Origin of the sequence: Escherichia sp. MOD1-EC5433 (genome assembly GCF_002966005.1) — a bacterium.
In the GTDB taxonomy this organism is placed as follows: Bacteria; Pseudomonadota; Gammaproteobacteria; order Enterobacterales; family Enterobacteriaceae; genus Escherichia; species Escherichia ruysiae.
In genome coordinates this window covers 162,672-182,572 of the sequence record NZ_PTRL01000004.1, presented here as the reverse complement: position 1 = coordinate 182,572, position 19,901 = coordinate 162,672, and the positions used below count along the sequence as shown (strand labels likewise).

Here is a 19,901-nt window from a genome sequence, read left to right as displayed (position 1 = left end):
GGGAACACAATGAAAAATATTCTCGCTATCCAGTCTCACGTTGTTTATGGTCATGCGGGTAACAGTGCGGCAGAGTTTCCGATGCGCCGCCTGGGCGCGAATGTCTGGCCGCTGAATACCGTTCAATTTTCTAATCACACTCAATACGGCAAATGGACTGGCTGTGTGATGCCGCCCAGCCATTTAACCGAAATTGTTCAGGGCATTGCCGCCATTGATAAATTACACACCTGTGATGCCGTACTCAGTGGTTATCTGGGATCGGCGGAGCAGGGCGAACATATCCTCGGTATTGTCCGTCAGGTAAAAGCGGCGAATCCACAAGCGAAATATTTTTGCGATCCAGTAATGGGGCATCCGGAAAAAGGCTGTATCGTTGCGCCGGGCGTGGCGGAGTTTCATGTCCGTCACGGTATGCCAGCCAGCGATATCATCGCGCCGAATCTGGTCGAGCTGGAAATTCTTTGTGAACATCCAGTACATAACGTCGAAGAGGCCGTTAAAGCTGCGCGTGAGCTTATTGCGCAAGGGCCACAAATCGTGTTGGTTAAACACCTGGCGCGTGCGGGCTACAGCACAGATCGTTTTGAAATGCTGCTGGTTACTGCCGATGAAGCCTGGCATATCAGCCGTCCGCTGGTCGATTTCGGTACGCGCCAGCCGGTAGGCGTTGGTGATGTGACGAGCGGTTTACTGCTGGTGAAATTGTTGCAGGGGGCAACGCTGCAAGAGGCGCTGGAACACGTGACGGCCGCAGTATACGAAATTATGGTGACCACCAAAGCAATGCAGGAATATGAGCTGCAGGTGGTTGCCGCGCAAGATCGTATAGCCAAACCGGAACACTATTTCAGCGCAACGAAGCTCTGAAATACCTCGGCCCACAGCTTCCTGTGGGCCGATGACGATTACTGCAATCCTTCCGCCGTTAACGCAGCTTTCACCGCAGGTCTTTCAGCCATACGCTGCATAAAGGCTGCAATGTGCTCTAAACCCTCCAGATTCAGTTTCACCGCATATGCCCAGCGCAGAACCGTAAACAGATAGGCATCAGCGATGGTGAAACGTTGCCCGCAGATCCAGTGTTCATCTTTCAGCGCGTCGTTAACATACTGTAGCTTTTTCTCCAGTTGTGCACGGGCAGCCTGTTTATACTCTTCCGGGGTATCCGGGCGGAACAGTGGTGTGAACCCTTTATGCAATTCGGTGGCGATATAGTTCAGCCATTCGATGGTTTTATAGCGAGAAATACTGTTTACCGATGCCAGCAACTGGCGGTCGGGAACACTGTCGGCAAGATACTGCATAATTGCTACGCCTTCCGTCAGCAAAGTACCATCGTCCAGCAGCAACGCAGGAACCTGTCCCTTAGGGTTAATGGCAAAGTAATCATCACCGTTCTCGAGACGTTTTTTCATCAAATCCACACTGACGAGCGTAAAGTCCTTTCCGCTCTCACGCAGGGTGATATGGGAAGCAAGAGAGCAGGCACCCGGTTTGTAGAACAGTTTCATCGGTAACTCCTTTTGGCTGTGGTTTAAAGTATGGTAGTGCGTTGCTGAACAAAAAAAAAGCCGCTAACGAAAAGTTAGCGGCTTGTAAAAGAGTTTCCCTGAAATTTACGCTACGGCAGCTTTTGCCGCTTTGTCTGCAGCATCGTCCTGGGTCATGCGATGCAGTTTCGGCGCGGTCAGCAGCATCAGCACAGCAATAACGGCAGTGGCGACCCCAATCTGCAAGAACACGCGACCATACACTTCCAGCGACATCAGCGGATCGGTTACGTTATCCGGAACAGCCATCATACCCGCAACATAACCACCAATCAGGTTTGCACCGGCAGTGGTCAGGAACCAGCTACCCATAATGAACCCCATCAGACGCTGCGGAACGAGCTGTGCAACCATCGCCAGACCCAGACCAGAGATCATCAGTTCACCGATACTCTGCAGGCCGTAGCTAGCTACCAGCCAGCTTACAGAAACGATACCTGCGTCAGACGCGAATTTCGCACCCAGCGGCAGGATCAGGAACGCACCAGAGCACATCACCATACCGATTGCAAACTTGGTCGGCATCGGCAGGGTATCGCCCATCTTGTTATAGATAGCGGCCAGAATCGGGCTACCAATGATGATCCAGAACGGGTTCAGCGCCTGATACTGCTCTGGCTCAACGGCCAGACCCAGAATAGTGTGTTCAACGTTACGAATCGCAAAGAAGTTCAGAGACGTCGGCATCTGGCTGTACAGCACGAAGAAGATGATTGCTTCAAGCATCAGGATGAAGGCAACGATCATTTTACGACGCGCAGCACCTTTCATGGCAAACGCTTCTTTACCGAAGATAACCACGATACCCAGAGCAACAACGCCCAGCGCCATACGTGCAACTTCCTGGTTGTGCAGCAGCCAGGTTGCAACTGCGATCAGGGCCACAACACCAATAATGGTCAGCAGCAGGTTACGGTAGTTGACTGGTTCAAAGTCAGGTTTTGAGCCGTACTGCTTAACCCAGCGTTGGCAGAAGGCGAAGTTAACGATAGTGATTAACAGACCTACTACGCTAAGGGCGAACGCGACGCTCCAGCCATATTTGGCAGCCAGCCATGGGGTTGCAATCATAGAGAAGAAAGAACCGATGTTGACGGACATGTAGTACATGGTAAATGCACCGTCCAGACGCGGGTCGTTTTTCTCATAGCAAGTAGAGAGCAGCGAAGACGGGTTGGCTTTAAACAGGCCGTTACCTACGGCAATGGCCGCCATACCCATATAGACGATACCGGCGTCGTGACCAGACCATGCAACCAGCGCATAACCAATGGCCAGTACAATAGCACCAAGCATAATAACGCGTTTAGTACCCAGTACCTTGTCACCTAACCAGCCGCCGATAGCGACCAGACCATAAACCAGGGCGCTAAAGGAAGAGAAAAGGGTGATTGAATCCGCTTCAGACATACCCAGTTGTTTAACCAGGTAGACAGCCATAATTCCTTGTAGGCCGTAATAACCAAAACGTTCCCATAACTCAATCGAGAAGATGAGATAGAACGCCTTCGGTTGTTTGAAAGCGTTCAAACTAACGCTTTCTGTTGGTTTTTGGTTTGCAGTGGACACTTTTACCTCTTTTTTTACATCCCATATTAACGGGGGTGCTTTCTCGCGTGATGTCTAAAAAACATACGCGCAATTGTTATAGTGGGAGGGGAAACGGCAGGTAATGTTCACTATCTTGCACTTTCAGACAAGTCTTTTGTAATAATCTGTTACATATAACTGGCGTGGGGAATTCATCGGCTCCGCGAAATGTTATCCAGCGTTAAATTTTTCAAAAAACGTAACGGCAGATTTTTTCACTACTGAGATAGGGTAATAATTCCAGTTTGGCGATATGTTCTGCTATAAGGTGTTTTATGTAGTGGGATAGTCCATTATCTGAAAAATAGCCAGTGTAATGTTTTGTAGGTTTCAGGACGGATTGAATCAATGCTTTGTCAAATTTAACTTTTAAAATGCATTGTTTTTACATTTCAGCATCAGTGTGATCTTGATCACGAATGGATAGAAAATTTCGCTATTAAAAAAACAATTAACCTGCATTTTTGGTTATTCACAAACGGATTGCCTGATGATGCCGCAGCGAGGCGGCATCATTAACGTTAGAAGGATGTTTTTGAAGAAGATAAGGAAAGGTAATGGATGGGTAGACGACGCTACCCATTTGTGTCAGATGTCAACTTTCTCTTTGTATTCACAAAGATCTTCAATAATGCAGGAGCCACAGCGGGGCTTGCGGGCGATGCAGGTATAACGTCCGTGAAGAATTAACCAGTGGTGGCAATCGACTTTAAATTCTGCTGGCACCACTTTCAGCAATTTTTCCTCGACCTGCTCGACATTTTTTCCTGGTGCAAATTGGGTGCGGTTGCAGACACGGAAAATGTGGGTATCTACAGCGATGGTCGGCCAGCCGAAAGCGGTATTCAACACCACATTAGCTGTTTTACGTCCTACGCCTGGCAAAGCTTCAAGCGCCGCGCGATCTTCCGGAACTTCGCCATTATGCTGTTCCAGTAAGATACGGCAGGTCTTTATGATATTTTCCGCTTTGCTGTTATAAAGCCCAATAGTTTTGATATAGGTTTTCACCCCTTCGACGCCCAGTTCGAGCATTGCTGCAGGTGTATTAGCCACCGGGTAGAGCTTCGCCGTCGCCTTATTAACGCTGACATCGGTGGCCTGGGCGGAAAGCAGTACGGCGATCAGCAATTCAAAAGGCGAACTGAAATTAAGCTCGGTTGTGGGGTGAGGATTGTTCTCACGCAGGCGTGTGAGGATCTCCAGGCGTTTTGCTTTGTTCATCAGACATTCCCTGTTTCACCGTTCGGCAAGTCGCGTTCGGCGACGGCTTCAGCGCGGCGCTTTTTCATTTTTTCATCAATCAGATATTTCACTGCCAGCATCAGTCCCAGACCAATAAATGCGCCTGGTGGTAACATTGCCAGCAGGAAAGGGGAATCAGTGTGGAAGATCTCCACCCGCAATATTTTTGCCCAGTTACCCAACAGCGCATCGGCACCGTCAAACAACGTTCCGTTGCCGATGATTTCGCGCAGTGAACCCAGCACGAACATTGCGCAGGTTGCGCCCATGCCTATCGAAAAACCATCAAGAGCCGAAAGCGCCGGACCTTTTTTGGCGGCGAAGGCTTCAGCGCGACCCACAACGATACAGTTAGTGACAATCAGCGGAATAAAAATCCCTAACGACTGATACAGGCCGAAGGCGTAGGCGTTGATCAGCATCTGTACGGCGCTGACAACCGAGGCGATGATCATCACGTAGATCGGGATACGGATCTCAGCTGGCGTCCAGTGACGCAGTGTCGAGATAGTCAGGTTGGTAAGCGTCAGCACCAGCGTCGTCGCAAGCCCTAAACCCAGTGCGTTGGTGGCAGTGGACGTGACCGCCAGCAGCGGGCAGAGGCCAAGCAACTGAACCAGTGCGGAGTTGTTCTTCCATAACCCCTGAACAATAACGTCTTTAATTTCGCTCACGGTTTATTCTCCACAGGCAGGAAGTTGAGAAAGTTGTGCCGGTAACGTCTGAGCGTACAATCCGGCGCGTTTTACCGCATTCACCACCGCGCGAGGCGTAATCGTCGCGCCAGTAAACTGGTCGAAATCACCACCATCTTTCTTCACCGCCCAGTGTGCGTCGTCAGCACCGCTGATTTTTTTACCTGCAAAATGGGTGATCCAGTCTGAAAGGCGCAGTTCGATTTTATCGCCAAGCCCTGGCGTTTCGTGATGTTCTGTCACGCGCGTGCCAAGTACCGTGCCGTTAAAATCGGCTCCCACCAGTAGCTGAATCGCACCGGAATAGCCATCCGGCGCGGTCGCCTCCAGAACGGCGGCTACCGGCTTGTCATCCTGTTTAGCGATGTAAACCCGATGCTCACCTTTACCTAACTCTGGTGCCGTCACCAGGTAGCAACTCTGCGCCAGCGCATTGTTATAGCGTTCGGCTGGCAGCACCTGATCAAATAACGCCTTTTGTTGCAGGCTGGCCTGTTCGGCAATCGTCGTTTTGGTCATCTGGTTGATGGCCGCCGTTAAACCTGTTGAACCCGCAGCAAACAGCGCCAGTGTAATACCGTGTTTTCGGATAGTTTTCAGCATGGTTTATCCTTTGCGATGGCCGTAGACGCGCGGACGCGTGTAGTAATCGATCAGAGGAACCGTGATGTTCGCCAGCAAGACAGCAAAAGCCACGCCGTCAGGATAGCCGCCGAAACTGCGGATCAACCAGACTAATAAGCCCGCCAGCGCACCGAAAATCAGACGACCACGATTGGTCGTAGAAGCGGTCACCGGATCGGTCAGAATAAAGAATGCGCCGAGCATGGTCGCGCCAGAAAGCAGATGAATTTGCGGTGATGCCAGTGTTTCTGGTGAAAACAACCAGCCCAACGTTGCGCATAACGCCAGCGTTACTAAGAAGCTGACCGGAATATGCCAGCGAATAGCTTTCTGCCATAGCAACCACACGCCGCCAACCAGCCAGGCGAGGTTTACCCATTGCCAGCCAGCACCCGCCAGAATACCGCTGTAGATCGGATACTGCATAATCTGCTCAACCGAATGACCGGCGCGGACAGAAGTTTTGAACGTATCCAGTGGCGTTGCCTGGCTAATGCCATCAATACCTAAGCGTAGCGTGTTCATATCACCGCCGCTGGCAGTATGACCGCTGAAGATAACCTGTATGGCGTCGATGAAGCCAGGAATGTTGACCGCAATTTCATGCGGTGGCAGCCAGCTGGTCATCTGCACCGGGAAGGAGATCAGTAAGACCACATAGCCAATCATCGCCGGGTTAAACGGGTTTTGCCCCAGACCGCCGTATAACTGTTTAGCGATGATCACCGCAAACACCGTACCCAGCACGACCATCCACCACGGTGCGAGGGGGGGAATACTTACGGCGAGTAACAACCCTGTTAAAAGCGCCGAATTATCTTTCAAGGTTGTGGAAACAGGCTGTTTGCGCAGTTTCAGCACAAGAGCTTCGGCTAACAGTGCACTGACCGACGCCAGGAGGATCTGAACGAGAGTACCCCAGCCAAAAAACCAAAGTTGCGCAGCGATTCCGGGCACGGCTGCGATCAGTACCAGCAACATAATGCGCGATGTCTGGCGCTGGTTATGGGTATAAGGGGAGCTAGCTATTCTGAATACCATTTAGTCCTCGTTTACAACCTTTTGCTGGGCGGCTTTTTTGGCCTGAACGCGGGCTATAGCCGCAGCAACTGCCGCTTTGCGCGGATCGACCTGTTCTTCTGGTTCTGCATTAGCCTGTTGCTGTTCCAGTTTGCGTGCTTTGGCGCGGGCAATAGCGGCTTCAACGGCGGCCTTGCGCGGATCAACCTGTTCTTCTGGTTCTGCGTTTGCCGGCTGCTGTTCCAGCTTACGTGCTTTGGCGCGGGCGATAGCAGCTTCAACGGCGGCTTTGCGCGGGTCGACCTGTTCTTCTGGTTCTGCGTTTGCCAGCTGCTGTTCCAGTTTGCGTGCTTTGGCGCGGGCGATAGCAGCTTCAACGGCGGCCTTGCGCGGGTCGACCTGTTCTTCTGGTTCTGCGTTAGCCTGCTGTTGCTCCAGCTTACGTGCTTTGGCGCGGGCAATAGCGGCTTCGACGGCGGCTTTGCGCGGGTCAACCTGTTCTTCTGGTTCTGCGTTAGCCTGCTGCTGCTCCAGCTTGCGTGCTTTGGCGCGGGCGATAGCGGCTTCGACGGCGGCCTTGCGCGGGTCAACCTGTTCCTGCGGCGATTCGTTAGCAGGTTGTTGTTCCAGCTTGCGTGCTTTCGCTCGAGCAATTGCGGCCTCTACTGCCGCTTTACGTGGATCAGCAACGCTTGCGGCGTCGTTAGTTTGCTGCAATTCTGCCTGTTTTGCTCTGGCTTGTGCTTTACGGGCTTCCCGTGCCGCAATAATCGCGCTGTTATCCGGGCGTTCGCCCGCTTTAATCACAATCGGTTGCGTGGCCTGAGCTTGTTTTTCTTTCACACGTGCCAGTGCGGCAGCAATCGCATCTTTGTCTTTGGCTGCCGGTTGAACTGCTGCGCTCTTATGTCGTTCAAGACGCGCAGCTTTTTCGCGTTCCAGACGTGCCTGACGAGCTTCAAAACGCGCTTTAGCTTCTGCGGCGCGTTTCTCTTCCTGACGAATGGCGACAATCTCGGCTTTTTCCTGACGGAAATATTGCACCAGGGGAATATTACTCGGGCAAACCCACGCGCAGGCACCGCATTCAATGCAGTCGGCAATGTTATGCGTGGTGGCTTTGTCGTGCTGTTGACCTTTGCTGAACCAGTACAACTGCTGCGGCAAAAGATCCGCAGGGCAGGCATCGGCACAGGCGCTACAGCGGATGCAGCTTTGTTCTTCCTGTGGTTCGCCCAGTTCACTGGCGGACGGAGCTAACAGGCAGTTGGTGATTTTGACTACCGGTACATCCAGCCACGGTAAGGTAAAGCCCATCAGCGGGCCGCCCATAATCACCATTTGATCGGCAGAAGGGCAGAATCCGGCATCGTTCAATAAATGACGCACCGGCGTACCCAGACGCGCCCAGACGTTGCCCGGACGAGCAATCGCTTCGCCGGTCAGCGTCACCACGCGCTCGGTAATCGGTTCACCATCGATTACTGCGCGTTTTACTGCGTAAGCCGTACCAACGTTTTGCATTAACACGCCGATATCCGATGAGCGACCGCCGTGCGGTACTTGTTTCCCGGTCAGGATGTACGTTAGCTGTTTGGCGCCGCCGGAAGGATATTTGGTTGGAATCACCCGCAGAGAAATATCGTGAGAATCCGCCAGCACCGCGCGAAGCATGGAGATCGCCTGAGGTTTGTTATCTTCAATACCGATAAGGATTTCGCGCGGCTGTAGGATATGCGCAAGAATGCGAATGCCTTCTACGACCTGAGCAGCGCAATCCTGCATCAGACGGTCATCAGCGGTAATATACGGTTCGCACTCGGCTGCGTTAATAATCAAGGTTTCGATTTTATCGCCGCCGCCCTGCAATTTAACGCCTGTCGGGAAGCCTGCACCACCCAGCCCGGCGACGCCAAACTGATGAATGCGTTCAATTAATTCTTCCCGGCTGCGTGAGCGGTAATCAGCCCAGCCGTCACGTGGGAACCAGCAATCTTCACCATCGGCATCAATAATCACACTTAATTCAGCTAAGGCTGAAGGATGAGCCGTCGAGTGGGGTGCAATAGCCGTAACCGTGCCAGACGTTGGCGCGTGAACCGGCAGCATTTTGCCGCGACCACGGGTAAGCGGCTGACCGCGCAATACTTTATCGCCGACGTTAACACACAGCTCACCTTCAGCACCAATATGCTGTTTCAATGGCATGACAAAACGCTGCGCCAATGGAACCTGGCGCAGGGGAGTACCGTTGGACTGAGTTTTCATCTCCGGTGGATGGATGCCGCCGTTGAAATCCCAGATTTTATTTTTTTTGAATGCAGAGAATAACTTAAGCATGGTGTTCCACGGGAATAATGCGCACGGGAATGGTGTTCAGATCCCATTTCCAGGAGTCAGGCGTTTCTGCGACCGGTTGCAACGAGATGCAGTGCGTCGGGCACGGGTCAACGCATAAATTGCAGCCCGTACAGAGATCACTCATTACCGTATGCATGGCACGGGTAGCGCCAACGATGGCGTCTACCGGACACGCCTGAATGCACTTGGTGCAGCCAATACAGTTATTTTCATCAATAACCGCCACCATCCGCGCAGGCGTCAACTCTTGCGCATCGCCATCCAGCGGCTGCGGCTCGACATTAAGCAGTTCGGCAATTTTTAGCATTACAGCTTCGCCGCCAGGGGCGCAGCGGTTGATTTTTTCACCATTACAGCTGATGGCTTCCGCATACGGGCGACAGCCAGGATAACCGCACTGCCCACACTGGCTCTGCGGTAAGATTTCGTCAATTTTCTCAACGACCGGATCGTCTTCCACCGCAAAACGGCGGGAGGCATAACCCAGAATGGCGCCAAACGCCAGACCCAGCAGGCTCACGGCGGCAACGGCAATCCAGATAGCATTCATTACAACTTCACCAAACCACTAAAGCCCATAAAGGCCAGAGACATAAGACCTGCGGTAATGAGAGCAATGGCATTACCGCGAAAAGGTGCCGGGACATCAGCCACAGCAAGGCGTTCGCGAATGGCGGCGAAAAGCACCATCACCAGCGAGAAGCCGACAGCAGCAGAAAAACCGTACAGTGCCGACTGCAAGAAATTGTGTCCGAGATTGATATTCAGCAATGCCACGCCGAGCACCGCACAGTTGGTGGTGATAAGCGGGAGAAAAATCCCCAGCAGTCGGTAAAGCACCGGGCTGGTTTTACGTACCACCATCTCGGTGAACTGCACGACCACGGCAATCACCAGAATAAAGGCCAGGGTGCGCAGGTAAATCAGATCGAGTGGGATCAAAATCCACGTGTCGATAAGCCAGGCGCAAATAGACGCCAGCGTCATCACAAATGTTGTTGCCAGCCCCATGCCCATTGCGGTTTCCAGCTTTTTGGAAACGCCCATAAACGGGCAAAGCCCCAGAAACTTGACCAGTACAAAGTTATTGACCAGTACAGTTCCGACAAACAGTAACAGGTAGTCAGTCATTTTTCGGCCTGAAATAAAAAAGCCGCCTATTATCCGTTAATCCAGAGCAGGCGACAACAGGTTAACTGTAAGGTTATTACGGATTCACAAACGTCGCTTTCACCCGCGACGAGCGTTTGAAATAGGGGACGATCAATGCGGTTGCCAGCAAAGTAAACAGCAACTGGCGAACGGCGACACCATCTTCAACTGGCGAAAACGCGAAGGCTTTAACCGCCAGTAATACGGAAATCAGTAACCAGATAATATAGTGTTTAGGAACACAACGCCGGCGTTTAAAGAATGCGATAGTTAACCACAAGGTGTAATACCACATGGCAATAGCGGTAATAAACGAAACGCCCCATAAGATTTGCGTCGTTAGTGTTTGTTCGCCGAGCGTTTTAAATGTTTGAGGAGAGGATAACGCTGCACAGTACAGCAACAACGCCAGCGTCGTACTCAATAGGGCGACTAACAGCCAGGCTAACGGCCCAAGCAACCAGCCTCCAATACGTTGTGGCGTTGTGGTGGTCATACGTTCTCCAGAATAGCGACAGCAAACAGGCAAATCTAATTTTAGGGGCGTTATTATAAGGCTTTTATAACCGATCGCTACTTTCTTTATTGAACATAGTGCCAGACGGACTTTGGAACCTGGCCAAGGTCAAACAATCGACCGCCAGAGACCAGTTCAGCACGGCGGTGATCGGCTGCGCGATACATATTGATAATATCCTGATCGTCCGTCAGGGTGTAATTAAGGTGGTCGTAGAGTTTTTCCAGACTTTCGAGAGAATTGATTTTACGAAACTTTAATAAGTATTCCTGAGCAGTCATAAAAGATCCATAAAATAACTAATACCAAAGTGGTAGGTGTTATATGTTATGATAAAATTTCACCAGCGGTGAACGCTTTTGCAATAACAATAATAAGAATGTGCTGATGGCAAATATTCAGGGATGAAATACTGCTAATAAAAGAGTAACGCGCTTTACTATTCCTGACAATCGTCAACTCCATCGAGCAAGATAATAAATTCCTGGTTTAAATACCTGTCAAGTTAAAACATGCACCCGGATGGCTGCATGTTGCCTTGCAAACGCAGAGATTACTTGTGTTGCACCTGGGTACTCTGTTCTGGCGGCTGGTAGTTGTCAATGTGACTCGCCACGCCAAGAAGAATGACTGAAACAACAAGAACGATCCAACCTGTTAATTCAATAAGACGATTCATTACTGCCTACATCTATGTTGATTGATCCATTAACTAAGGCCGTAAATGTTACTTAGCAATAATTGCTCCAGCAAGATTTTTACTGATGTTTTTGCGATATTTATCTTTTTCCTTCGGAAAATTAGCTATTTTTTTGACTTAAGTTAAATAACATCCCTTATTGCAGGCAGGTTATTAAACTGTTGAGAGAGGGTAAAGGATAGTGTCAAATAGCAATCATACTTCAATGAGAGGCAATGACATGAGCGACAACATCCGTGTTGGGTTGATTGGGTACGGTTATGCGAGTAAAACCTTCCATGCGCCCCTGATTGCGGGCACGCCCGGGCTGGAGCTGGCAGTTATCTCCAGCAGTGACGAAACAAAAGTAAAGGCCGACTGGCCAACGGTTACGGTTGTCTCTGAACCGAAGCATCTCTTTAATGATCCCAATATTGACCTGATTGTCATTCCTACGCCCAACGATACTCATTTTCCGTTAGCGAAAGCGGCGCTGGAAGCGGGTAAACACGTAGTCGTTGATAAGCCCTTTACCGTGACGCTGTCACAAGCGCGGGAGCTGGATGCGCTGGCAAAAAGCCTTGGACGCGTGTTGTCCGTGTTTCATAACCGTCGCTGGGACAGCGATTTTCTGACGCTGAAAGGATTACTTGCGGAAGGTGTGCTGGGTGAGGTTGCTTACTTTGAGTCACATTTTGATCGTTTCCGTCCGCAGGTACGCGATCGCTGGCGTGAACAGGGCGGTCCTGGCAGCGGTATCTGGTACGATCTGGCACCGCATCTGCTCGATCAGGCCATTACGTTGTTTGGCTTACCTGTCAGCATGACCGTGGATTTAGCACAGTTACGCCCAGGAGCGCAGTCGACCGATTATTTCCACGCCATTTTGTCCTATCCACAGCGGCGGGTTATTTTACACGGCACTATGCTGGCAGCGGCAGAGTCGGCGCGTTATATCGTTCATGGCTCTCGCGGCAGCTATATTAAATATGGCCTCGATCCACAGGAAGAACGCTTGAAAAATGGCGAGCGTCTGCCACAAGAGGATTGGGGCTACGATATGCGTGACGGCGTACTTACCCGCGTTGAAGGTGAAGAACGTGTCGAAGAAACACTGCTCACGGTGCCGGGAAATTATCCGGCTTACTATGCTGCTATTCGTGATGCGTTGAATGGCGATGGAGAAAATCCGGTTCCGGCAAGTCAGGCAATCCAGGTGATGGAGCTGATTGAGCTGGGCATTGAATCCGCCAAACATCGCGCGACGCTGTGTCTGGCGTAAATAATGTAGACATTCTTGATGAGTTTAATGCCTGATACGACGCTTACGTGTCTTATCAGGCATGTTCTTATTTCGCTGCTACTTTTTCTTTCAGTGCGCGTTTTTCCTCTGCGCTGAGGAAAGCCATTTCCAGACCATTAATCTGCGCCTGGCGGATTTGCTCGCGGGATAACCCAGCAGCCGGCGCGGCAACGGTATATTCGTGAATGATATCCACACCCTGTACGCCTGGATCGTCAGTGTTAATGCTGGCACAAATACCATGCTCAAGGAACGTTTTCAGCGGATGTGCCGCCAGAGACGCTACGGTGCTGGTCTGAACATTTGAGGTCAGACAAGATTCAATACCAATTTGCTGTTCAGCGAGGAAATCCATCAGCGCCCGATCTTCAATGGCTTTTACGCCATGTCCAATACGCTGCGCCCCCAGTTCACGAATAGCCTGCCAGATGCTTTCTGGCCCGGCGGCTTCGCCTGCATGGACAGTAATATGCCAGCCTGCATCACGCGCGCGATTGAAGTGAGAAAGGAACAGACTCCCCGGGAAACCAAGCTCATCACCGGCTAAATCCAGTGCGGTAATCTGATCGCGGTGAGCCAAAAATGCTTCCAGCTCTTGCTGACAGGCGGCTTCGCCAAAGGTTCGGCTCATAATACCGATAAGTTTCGCCTGCACGCCAAAGGTGCGGCAGCCTTCACGTACGCCATCAATGACTGCTTCGACGACGCCAGCGACAGGCAGCTGATGCGCCATCGCCATGTAACCCGGCGAAAAACGCAGTTCAACATAGTGCAGGCCATTACGGGCGGCATCTTCTATATTTTCAAACGCCACGCGACGGCAGGCGTCGAGCGTGGCAAGAACTTTAACGCCCCAGTCAAGTTTGGTCAGAAAGCTAACCAGATCGGGTTCGTTGGCGATGACCTGAACGTGAGGGATCAACGTTTCCAGGGACTGTGCAGGAAGCGAGATATTATACTGGCGGCCAAGTTCAAGAATGGTCTGGGGACGAATGTTGCCATCAAGGTGGCGATGGATATCGGTTAATGGCAGGGTGGTATCAATCATGGTCGCACTCTTTTTCTGTATATAAAAGTGCGCACCATTATAAAAACAAAACCGGGTGAAAATCTACGATTGCGCAACGATTATTTACGTTGCGCAATCGTAATCAACGTACAGTTCGGATGGCGTTAATCAAACCGGCAACACCTTTTTCCAGTTTTGAACGCGGGCATCCGGCATTGAGACGAACAAAGCCACGACCCTCTTCACCGTAGGTATATCCCGGCATGATCGCTACTTTTTCTTGCTCAATCAGGGCTTTTTGCAATGCGTTGTCGTCTATATTTAACGGACGTAGATCAAGCCAGGCAAGATAAGTGGATTGTGGGATCTGCCAGTTGAGTTCCGGGAACGCTGCATTCATCGTATTTGCGATATATGTCAGATTGTCTTTCAGATAGACACGTAAGGCATCCAGCCACGGCGCGCCTTGTTGATAGGCGGCAATATGGGCGGTAAGCGCCAGTACGGCTGGTGAGGACAATCCATCACGACCTTTCAGTGCCGATAAATACGCCTCGCGACTATCGCTATTTTCAATGATGCCGTAGGCTCCGGTCAGAGCGGGTATGTTGAAGCTTTTTGAGCCTGAGGTCAGCAGCGCCCAGTTTCCGCGCGCCACGTTACTCCAGGGAATATGCGGTTGCTCGCCCCATACCATATCCATATGGATTTCATCGGAGATAACGCGCACATCATGCCGCTCGCACAGGTCTGCCATTATCTCCAGTTCGTCACAACTCCAGACCTTACCGGTGGGGTTCTGCGGGCTACACAGGAGCATAATTTTACACTCCGGTTTTGCCAACACCGCTTCCAGTTTGGTCATATCGCAAAACCAGCCGTCTGCCCGTTTCTCTAAAGCAACGGGCATCACGGTGCGCTGATTACCTTCGATGGCTTTGTAAAATGCGTCGTAAGCTGGGGTATGGATCACTACACCTTCACCGACAGCAGACCACTGGCGAATCAATTCCGACACCATATAGATAACAGAAGGACCATAAACTACCGACTGCGTATCAATGGCGGTGTTATGCTGGGTGGAGAACCAGTGGGCAATAGCCGCGAGAAACTCATCGTTTTTCCAGCGGCTGTAGCCAAATACACCGTGCATCAGGCGTTGATTAAGCGCCCCGATAATGCAGGGGGCGGTAGCAAAATCCATGTCTGAAATCGTGAACGGTAACAGGTCAGCAGTGCCGAAACGGTCAGCGACATAGTCCCACTGTGTACACCATGTTCCATGACGATCCACGACCTTTGAAAAATCGAACATATTTTATCCTTATGCCTGAACAGTACGCATCAGACCAGCCATTTCGTCTTTTACAGACTGAACTTGCGGCCCGATAACAACCTGCAGGTTATGTTGATTAAGTTGTACTACGCCAATTGCCCGATTGTCCTTTAGCGCCTGCACATTAACAAGCGACATATCTTTCACTGACAAACGCAGGCGGGTAATGCAGTTATCCAGGCTGACAATATTGTCGGCACCGCCTAAGGCTTCGAGAATTGCCGGAACGTTGTAACCTGATTTACCCGGCGCACCAGCAACGGCTTTTTCGATTGAGCTGGCAACTTCACTGTCGCGCCCCGGGGTTTTCAGATTGAAGCGGGTGATAGCGAAACGGAAGATGACGTAGTAAACGACAAACCAGATTGCCGCCACCACTGGCACCATGTACCACTTAGTCGACAGGCCATGCAAAATACCGAACACCACAAAGTCGATGATATTGCCGTCGGTATTACCGATGGTGACGCCGAGCACAGACATGACGGTGAAGCCGAGGCCGGTTAACAGCGCGTGGATGACGTACAGAACTGGCGCTACGAACAGGAACAGGAACTCCAGCGGTTCGGTAGTGCCGCCAACAACACAGGCGATCAGGCCAGAAATCAGCAGACCTTTAATTTTATGACGGTTTTCCGGGCGAGCACAGTGATACATGGCTAATGCAGCACCTGGCAGACCGCCGAGGAATGCAGGCATTTTACCCTGGGAGAGGAAACGCGTGGCGCTTTCAGAGAAACCGTGAGTGGTCGGGCAGCTTAATTGCGCCTGGAAGATGGTGAGTGCGCCGCTGACGGTTTGTCCACAGACTTCCTGCGTGCCGCCCGCGTCGGTAAAGCGAATTAATGCCACCAGAATGTGATGCAGACCAAACGGCAACAGCAGACGTTCACCCGTACCAAACAGCATAGGTCCGAAATCACCCGCGCTGTTGATCATATGACCTAAGCCGCTAATACCCATGGCAAAAATCGGCCAGACTAACGGAATCACCAGACCGACAAGACCCATCACCAGCGAGGAGATAATTGGCACGAAGCGCGTACCGCCGAAGAATGCCAGCGCATCCGGCAGACGGATATTATGGAAACGCTCATGCAGCATCCAGACGATAATACCGGCGATTACCGCACCGAGGATCCCGGTGTCGATCGACTGGATCCCAAGAATGCTCTGGATGTTATTGGCTTTCAGAACGGCTGCATCGGTGGTTGGCAGAATGCCTTTATTGGTCAACCAGAAATTAACCGCCAGGTTCATTACCGCATAACCCACGAAACCAGCGAACGCTGCTACGCCTTTGTTCTCGCGCGCCAGCCCTAGCGGGATCGCAATACAGAACATCACCGGCAGAAAGCTAAAAGCGAACGAGCCAATTTTACTCATCCAGGTAAAGATAGCCTGCAACACGGGGTTACCCAATGCCGGGATGAGGGTGATGACATCATGGCTACTAAGGGAACTACCAATCCCTAACATAATGCCGCAGAACGACAGTAATGCGACGGGTAACATAAAGGTTTTGCCTAACTGCTGGAAAAATTCCCACAGCGTGACTTTCGGTGCTGCTTTCGCCGTCATAAAACGACTCCTTGTTAAGAACAGTCTGGATTCAATAAATTGCGCGAGAAGATAAAACGTTTTATCAAACTTTAGTGAGGCATAAATCACATTACGCGACGATAATAGCGGGTATAAGATAAATTAAAGGTAAAACGTTTTATCTGTCACAAAATCAGGGAGTAGGTCATCTGTATGGCTACCGCCAAAAAAATCACCATTCATGATGTTGCGCTGGCTGCGGGAGTATCGGTCAGTACCGTTTCGCTGGTACTTAGCGGAAAAGGACGGATATCTACCGCTACGGGGGAACGGGTTAACGCAGCTATTGAAGAGCTGGGATTTGTGCGCAATCGCCAGGCGTCGGCACTGCGCGGCGGGCAAAGCGGCGTCATTGGTTTGATCGTGCGTGATTTATCTACGTCATTTTACGCTGAATTAACGGCCGGATTGACGGAAGCTCTGGAGGCGCAGGGGCGGATGGTTTTTTTGCTTCACGGCGGTAAAGACGGCGAGCAGTTGGCACAGCGGTTCTCACTGTTGCTCAACCAGGGCGTCGATGGTGTAGTGATTGCCGGTGCGGCGGGAAGCAGCGATGGCCTGCGGCGGATGGCAGAAGAAAAAGGTATCCCGGTGATTTTCGCTTCCCGTGCCAGTTATCTTGATGATGTCGATACGGTTCGCCCGGACAACATGCAGGCTGCACAGTTGTTGACGGAGCATCTCATTCGCAATGGACATCAGCGTATCGCCTGGCTGGGAGGGCAAAGTTCTTCATTAACCCGCGCGGAGCGGGTGGGGGGATACTGTGCGACATTATTAAAATTTGGCCTGCCGTTTCACAGCGATTGGGTACTGGAGTGCGCTTCCAGCCAGAAGCAAGCTGCGGAAGCTATCACGGCACTTTTGCGCCGTAACCCGACTATCAGCGCCGTGGTTTGTTATAACGAAACTATTGCGATGGGGGCATGGTTTGGTTTGCTAAAAGCAGGGCGCCAGAGCGGGGAAAGCGGAGTCGATCGTTACTTTGAGCAACAGGTTTCGCTGGCGGCATTTACCGATGCGACGCAAACCACACTTGATGACATACCCGTTACCTGGGCAAGTACACCTGCGCGGGAACTTGGTACAACACTTGCGGATCGCATGATGCAAAAAATCACCCATGAAGAGACGCATTCACGTAATCTTATTATCCCCGCCCGGCTCATTGCGGCGAAATAATCCTCTCTTTATCTGCTATACCTGGTAGTGTCCTTTCCTCAAGGTTAATGATAAAAAATGTGGCACACAGGCGGTGCCTTTTATTTTTACTGAAGTTCACAGGAGGTTTATGTGTTTAATTCTGACAACCTGAGACTCGACGGAAAATGCGCCATCATCACCGGTGCGGGTGCAGGTATTGGTAAAGAAATCGCCATTACATTCGCGACAGCAGGTGCATCTGTAGTGGTCAGTGATATTAACGCCGATGCAGCAAATCATGTTGTTGATGAGATTCAACAACTGGGTGGTCAGGCATTTGCGTGGCGCTGTGATATTACGTCCGAACAGGAATTATCCGCTCTGGCAGACTTTGCCATTAGTAAGTTGGGTAAAGTGGATATTCTGGTTAACAACGCTGGTGGCGGTGGTCCTAAGCCATTTGATATGCCAATGGCGGATTTTCGCCGCGCTTATGAACTGAATGTCTTTTCTTTTTTCCATCTTTCACAACTCATTGCGCCAGAAATGGAAAAAAATGGCGGTGGCGTTATTCTGACTATCACTTCCATGGCGGCAGAAAATAAAAATAAAAACATGACCTCGTATGCGTCCTCTAAAGCTGCGGCCAGTCATCTGGTCAGGAATATGGCGTTTGACCTGGGTGAAAAAAATATTCGGGTGAATGGTATTGCGCCGGGAGCAATATTAACGGATGCCCTCAAATCCGTTATTACACCAGAAATCGAACAAAAAATGTTGCAACACACGCCAATCAGACGTCTGGGCCAACCGCAAGATATTGCTAATGCGGCGTTGTTCTTGTGTTCACCCGCAGCCAGCTGGATAAGCGGACAAATTCTCACTGTCTCCGGCGGTGGGGTACAGGAACTCAATTAATTCGAATAAACCGGAAAACAACGCAACTCAGCGTTGTTTTCCGGTGCTGATGGGTTATCAGAAGAATGTCTCCATCTCGCTACTGGTTGCCACATTTCGATTGTTGGTTGACCAATTATCGTGTGAATAATACTCGAATGCGGGGGGCTTCGCACATTTGACCTGCAATGTTAGGCGCTTGCATAGCAAAGCGGTAAACTACTTATTCACGCTAACTATAATGGTTTAACGATGGATAACATGCAGACTGAAGCGCAACCGACACGGACCCGGATCCTCAATGCTGCCAGAGAGATTTTTTCAGAAAATGGATTTCACAGTGCCTCGATGAAAGCCATCTGTAAATCTTGCGGCATAAGCCCAGGAACGCTCTATCACCATTTCATTTCTAAAGAAGCCCTGATTCAGGCGATTATCCTTCAGGATCAGGAGAGGGCGGTGATCCGCTTCCGCGAACCTATCGAAGGGATTCATTTCGTTGACTATATGGTCGAGTCGATAGTGTCTCTCACTCATGAAGCCTTTGGACAAAGGGCGCTGGTGGTCGAAATTATGGCAGAAGGGATGCGCAATCCACAGGTCGCCGCCATGCTAAAGAATAAGCATCTGACGATTACGGAGTTTATCGCCCAGCGTATGCGCGATGCCCAGCAAAAAGGTGAGATAAACCCTGACATCAACACGGCAATGACCTCTCGTTTACTGCTGGATTTGACCTATGGCGTACTGGCCGATATCGAAGCCGAAGACCTGGCGTGTGAAGCGTCATTCGCCCGGGGATTACGCGCGATGATTGGCGGTATTTTAACCGCATCCTGATTCTGTCTTTTCGCGGGTCGGTGAAGACTGGCCTGCTTAATCCTGCATAGAAACTCTTTCCGTTTCGTCACAAAACCACCGTTAACACATACACAGTGGCCATATGACACGTAAATTTATCATTTAAAATCTATTCGAATGAACGTTCGATTGCTTATTTTGTGGCTTCTGTCAACGCTGTTTTAAAGATTAATGCGATCCGTATCACGCTGTGGGTATTGCAGTTTTTGGTTTTTTGATCGCGGTGTCAGTTCTTTTTATTTCCATTTCTCTTCCATGGGTTTCTCACAGATAACTGTGTACATCACAAAATTGGTTAACTAATCAGATTAAAG

At 50.8% G+C, this 19,901-nt stretch carries 20 protein-coding genes; 5 read left to right on the top strand and 15 right to left on the bottom strand.

Translation table 11 applies throughout. From position 1 onward, the window contains the following. Positions 1-9 precede the first annotated feature (9 nt). On the top strand, positions 10-870 hold the full coding sequence (gene pdxY / locus C3D30_RS10075; protein ID WP_000789757.1) for a pyridoxal kinase PdxY: 861 nt from the start codon (positions 10-12) through the stop codon (positions 868-870). Between the two features lie 38 nt (positions 871-908). Here pdxY and gstA read toward each other — a convergent pair whose 3' ends face one another. The 12 genes from gstA to blr form a co-directional block, all read right to left on the bottom strand. Further along, entirely contained in the window at positions 909-1,514 is a 606-nt protein-coding gene (gene gstA / locus C3D30_RS10070; RefSeq protein ID WP_000765735.1) for a glutathione transferase GstA, read from the bottom strand. 105 nt (positions 1,515-1,619) lie between these two features. After that, positions 1,620-3,122, bottom strand: coding sequence for a dipeptide/tripeptide permease DtpA (dtpA, locus tag C3D30_RS10065; RefSeq protein WP_000100947.1), 1,503 nt, complete (start codon positions 3,120-3,122; stop codon positions 1,620-1,622). A gap of 609 nt (positions 3,123-3,731) precedes the next feature. Then, positions 3,732-4,367 carry an endonuclease III gene (nth, locus tag C3D30_RS10055; protein ID WP_001030339.1) on the bottom strand — a complete coding sequence of 212 codons (636 nt, stop codon included), beginning with the start codon at positions 4,365-4,367 and terminating at the stop codon, positions 3,732-3,734. Next, positions 4,367-5,062: an electron transport complex subunit RsxE gene (rsxE, locus tag C3D30_RS10050; RefSeq protein ID WP_105286835.1), complete on the bottom strand. Its 696-nt coding sequence runs from the start codon at positions 5,060-5,062 to the stop codon at positions 4,367-4,369. Before rsxE ends, nth begins: the two co-directional genes overlap by 1 nt. 3 nt (positions 5,063-5,065) lie before the next feature. Then, on the bottom strand, positions 5,066-5,686 hold the full coding sequence (gene rsxG, locus C3D30_RS10045) for an electron transport complex subunit RsxG (RefSeq protein WP_000920784.1): 621 nt from the start codon (positions 5,684-5,686) through the stop codon (positions 5,066-5,068). A 3-nt stretch (positions 5,687-5,689) separates the two neighbouring features. Next, on the bottom strand, positions 5,690-6,748 hold the full coding sequence (gene rsxD, locus C3D30_RS10040) for an electron transport complex subunit RsxD (protein WP_000231898.1): 1,059 nt from the start codon (positions 6,746-6,748) through the stop codon (positions 5,690-5,692). After that, positions 6,749-9,067, bottom strand: a complete 2,319-nt coding sequence (rsxC, locus tag C3D30_RS10035) for an electron transport complex subunit RsxC (protein ID WP_105284835.1) — start codon at positions 9,065-9,067, stop codon at positions 6,749-6,751. After that, positions 9,060-9,638, bottom strand: coding sequence for an electron transport complex subunit RsxB (rsxB, locus tag C3D30_RS10030; protein WP_000991799.1), 579 nt, complete (start codon positions 9,636-9,638; stop codon positions 9,060-9,062). Before rsxB ends, rsxC begins: the two co-directional genes overlap by 8 nt. Further along, positions 9,638-10,219, bottom strand: coding sequence for an electron transport complex subunit RsxA (rsxA, locus tag C3D30_RS10025; RefSeq protein ID WP_000133181.1), 582 nt, complete (start codon positions 10,217-10,219; stop codon positions 9,638-9,640). Before rsxA ends, rsxB begins: the two co-directional genes overlap by 1 nt. A gap of 76 nt (positions 10,220-10,295) precedes the next feature. Continuing rightward, positions 10,296-10,736, bottom strand: coding sequence for a DUF2569 domain-containing protein (locus C3D30_RS10020; RefSeq protein WP_010352892.1), 441 nt, complete (start codon positions 10,734-10,736; stop codon positions 10,296-10,298). A gap of 86 nt (positions 10,737-10,822) precedes the next feature. Further along, positions 10,823-11,038: a transcription modulator YdgT gene (gene ydgT / locus C3D30_RS10015; protein ID WP_000126621.1), complete on the bottom strand. Its 216-nt coding sequence runs from the start codon at positions 11,036-11,038 to the stop codon at positions 10,823-10,825. Positions 11,039-11,310: 272 nt separating this feature from the next. Beyond that, a complete protein-coding gene (blr, locus tag C3D30_RS10005; RefSeq protein ID WP_032155957.1) occupies positions 11,311-11,436 on the bottom strand; it encodes a division septum protein Blr in 126 nt (41 codons plus the stop codon). A 241-nt stretch (positions 11,437-11,677) separates the two neighbouring features. Here blr and C3D30_RS10000 point away from each other — a divergent pair, with 241 nt between their 5' ends. Next, entirely contained in the window at positions 11,678-12,718 is a 1,041-nt protein-coding gene (locus C3D30_RS10000; protein WP_001282509.1) for an oxidoreductase, read from the top strand. A gap of 67 nt (positions 12,719-12,785) precedes the next feature. Here C3D30_RS10000 and add read toward each other — a convergent pair whose 3' ends face one another. From add to malX, 3 genes are all read right to left on the bottom strand, one after another. Next, on the bottom strand, positions 12,786-13,787 hold the full coding sequence (gene add / locus C3D30_RS09995) for an adenosine deaminase (RefSeq protein ID WP_000567525.1): 1,002 nt from the start codon (positions 13,785-13,787) through the stop codon (positions 12,786-12,788). Positions 13,788-13,890: 103 nt separating this feature from the next. After that, the gene (gene malY / locus C3D30_RS09990) at positions 13,891-15,063 is read right to left on the bottom strand and encodes a bifunctional maltose regulon transcriptional repressor/cystathionine beta-lyase MalY (protein ID WP_105286834.1); all 1,173 of its coding nucleotides are present in this window, start codon (positions 15,061-15,063) and stop codon (positions 13,891-13,893) included. A 9-nt stretch (positions 15,064-15,072) separates the two neighbouring features. Next, complete coding sequence (gene malX / locus C3D30_RS09985) at positions 15,073-16,665, bottom strand: PTS maltose transporter subunit IICB (protein ID WP_000125486.1); 1,593 nt, start codon at positions 16,663-16,665, stop codon at positions 15,073-15,075. Positions 16,666-16,839: 174 nt separating this feature from the next. Here malX and malI point away from each other — a divergent pair, with 174 nt between their 5' ends. From malI to uidR, 3 genes are all read left to right on the top strand, one after another. Then, on the top strand, positions 16,840-17,868 hold the full coding sequence (gene malI / locus C3D30_RS09980) for a mal regulon transcriptional regulator MalI (RefSeq protein WP_000179524.1): 1,029 nt from the start codon (positions 16,840-16,842) through the stop codon (positions 17,866-17,868). Positions 17,869-17,979: 111 nt separating this feature from the next. Then, entirely contained in the window at positions 17,980-18,747 is a 768-nt protein-coding gene (hdhA, locus tag C3D30_RS09975) for a 7-alpha-hydroxysteroid dehydrogenase (RefSeq protein WP_000483368.1), read from the top strand. A gap of 231 nt (positions 18,748-18,978) precedes the next feature. Next, positions 18,979-19,566 carry a DNA-binding transcriptional regulator UidR gene (gene uidR / locus C3D30_RS09970; RefSeq protein ID WP_000369705.1) on the top strand — a complete coding sequence of 196 codons (588 nt, stop codon included), beginning with the start codon at positions 18,979-18,981 and terminating at the stop codon, positions 19,564-19,566. Positions 19,567-19,901 lie beyond the last annotated feature (335 nt).

What these genes read in the sequence shown, in the direction of transcription:
- pdxY (WP_000789757.1), top strand. Translation starts at nt 10, where the DNA reads ATGAAAAATATTCTCGCTATCCAGTCTCACGTTGTTTATGGTCATGCG.
- gstA (WP_000765735.1), bottom strand. Translation starts at nt 1,514, where the DNA reads ATGAAACTGTTCTACAAACCGGGTGCCTGCTCTCTTGCTTCCCATATC.
- nth (WP_001030339.1), bottom strand. Translation starts at nt 4,367, where the DNA reads ATGAACAAAGCAAAACGCCTGGAGATCCTCACACGCCTGCGTGAGAAC.
- rsxG (WP_000920784.1), bottom strand. Translation starts at nt 5,686, where the DNA reads ATGCTGAAAACTATCCGAAAACACGGTATTACACTGGCGCTGTTTGCT.
- rsxD (WP_000231898.1), bottom strand. Translation starts at nt 6,748, where the DNA reads ATGGTATTCAGAATAGCTAGCTCCCCTTATACCCATAACCAGCGCCAG.
- rsxC (WP_105284835.1), bottom strand. Translation starts at nt 9,067, where the DNA reads ATGCTTAAGTTATTCTCTGCATTCAAAAAAAATAAAATCTGGGATTTC.
- rsxB (WP_000991799.1), bottom strand. Translation starts at nt 9,638, where the DNA reads ATGAATGCTATCTGGATTGCCGTTGCCGCCGTGAGCCTGCTGGGTCTG.
- rsxA (WP_000133181.1), bottom strand. Translation starts at nt 10,219, where the DNA reads ATGACTGACTACCTGTTACTGTTTGTCGGAACTGTACTGGTCAATAAC.
- C3D30_RS10020 (WP_010352892.1), bottom strand. Translation starts at nt 10,736, where the DNA reads ATGACCACCACAACGCCACAACGTATTGGAGGCTGGTTGCTTGGGCCG.
- ydgT (WP_000126621.1), bottom strand. Translation starts at nt 11,038, where the DNA reads ATGACTGCTCAGGAATACTTATTAAAGTTTCGTAAAATCAATTCTCTC.
- blr (WP_032155957.1), bottom strand. Translation starts at nt 11,436, where the DNA reads ATGAATCGTCTTATTGAATTAACAGGTTGGATCGTTCTTGTTGTTTCA.
- C3D30_RS10000 (WP_001282509.1), top strand. Translation starts at nt 11,678, where the DNA reads ATGAGCGACAACATCCGTGTTGGGTTGATTGGGTACGGTTATGCGAGT.
- add (WP_000567525.1), bottom strand. Translation starts at nt 13,787, where the DNA reads ATGATTGATACCACCCTGCCATTAACCGATATCCATCGCCACCTTGAT.
- malY (WP_105286834.1), bottom strand. Translation starts at nt 15,063, where the DNA reads ATGTTCGATTTTTCAAAGGTCGTGGATCGTCATGGAACATGGTGTACA.
- malX (WP_000125486.1), bottom strand. Translation starts at nt 16,665, where the DNA reads ATGACGGCGAAAGCAGCACCGAAAGTCACGCTGTGGGAATTTTTCCAG.
- malI (WP_000179524.1), top strand. Translation starts at nt 16,840, where the DNA reads ATGGCTACCGCCAAAAAAATCACCATTCATGATGTTGCGCTGGCTGCG.
- uidR (WP_000369705.1), top strand. Translation starts at nt 18,979, where the DNA reads ATGGATAACATGCAGACTGAAGCGCAACCGACACGGACCCGGATCCTC.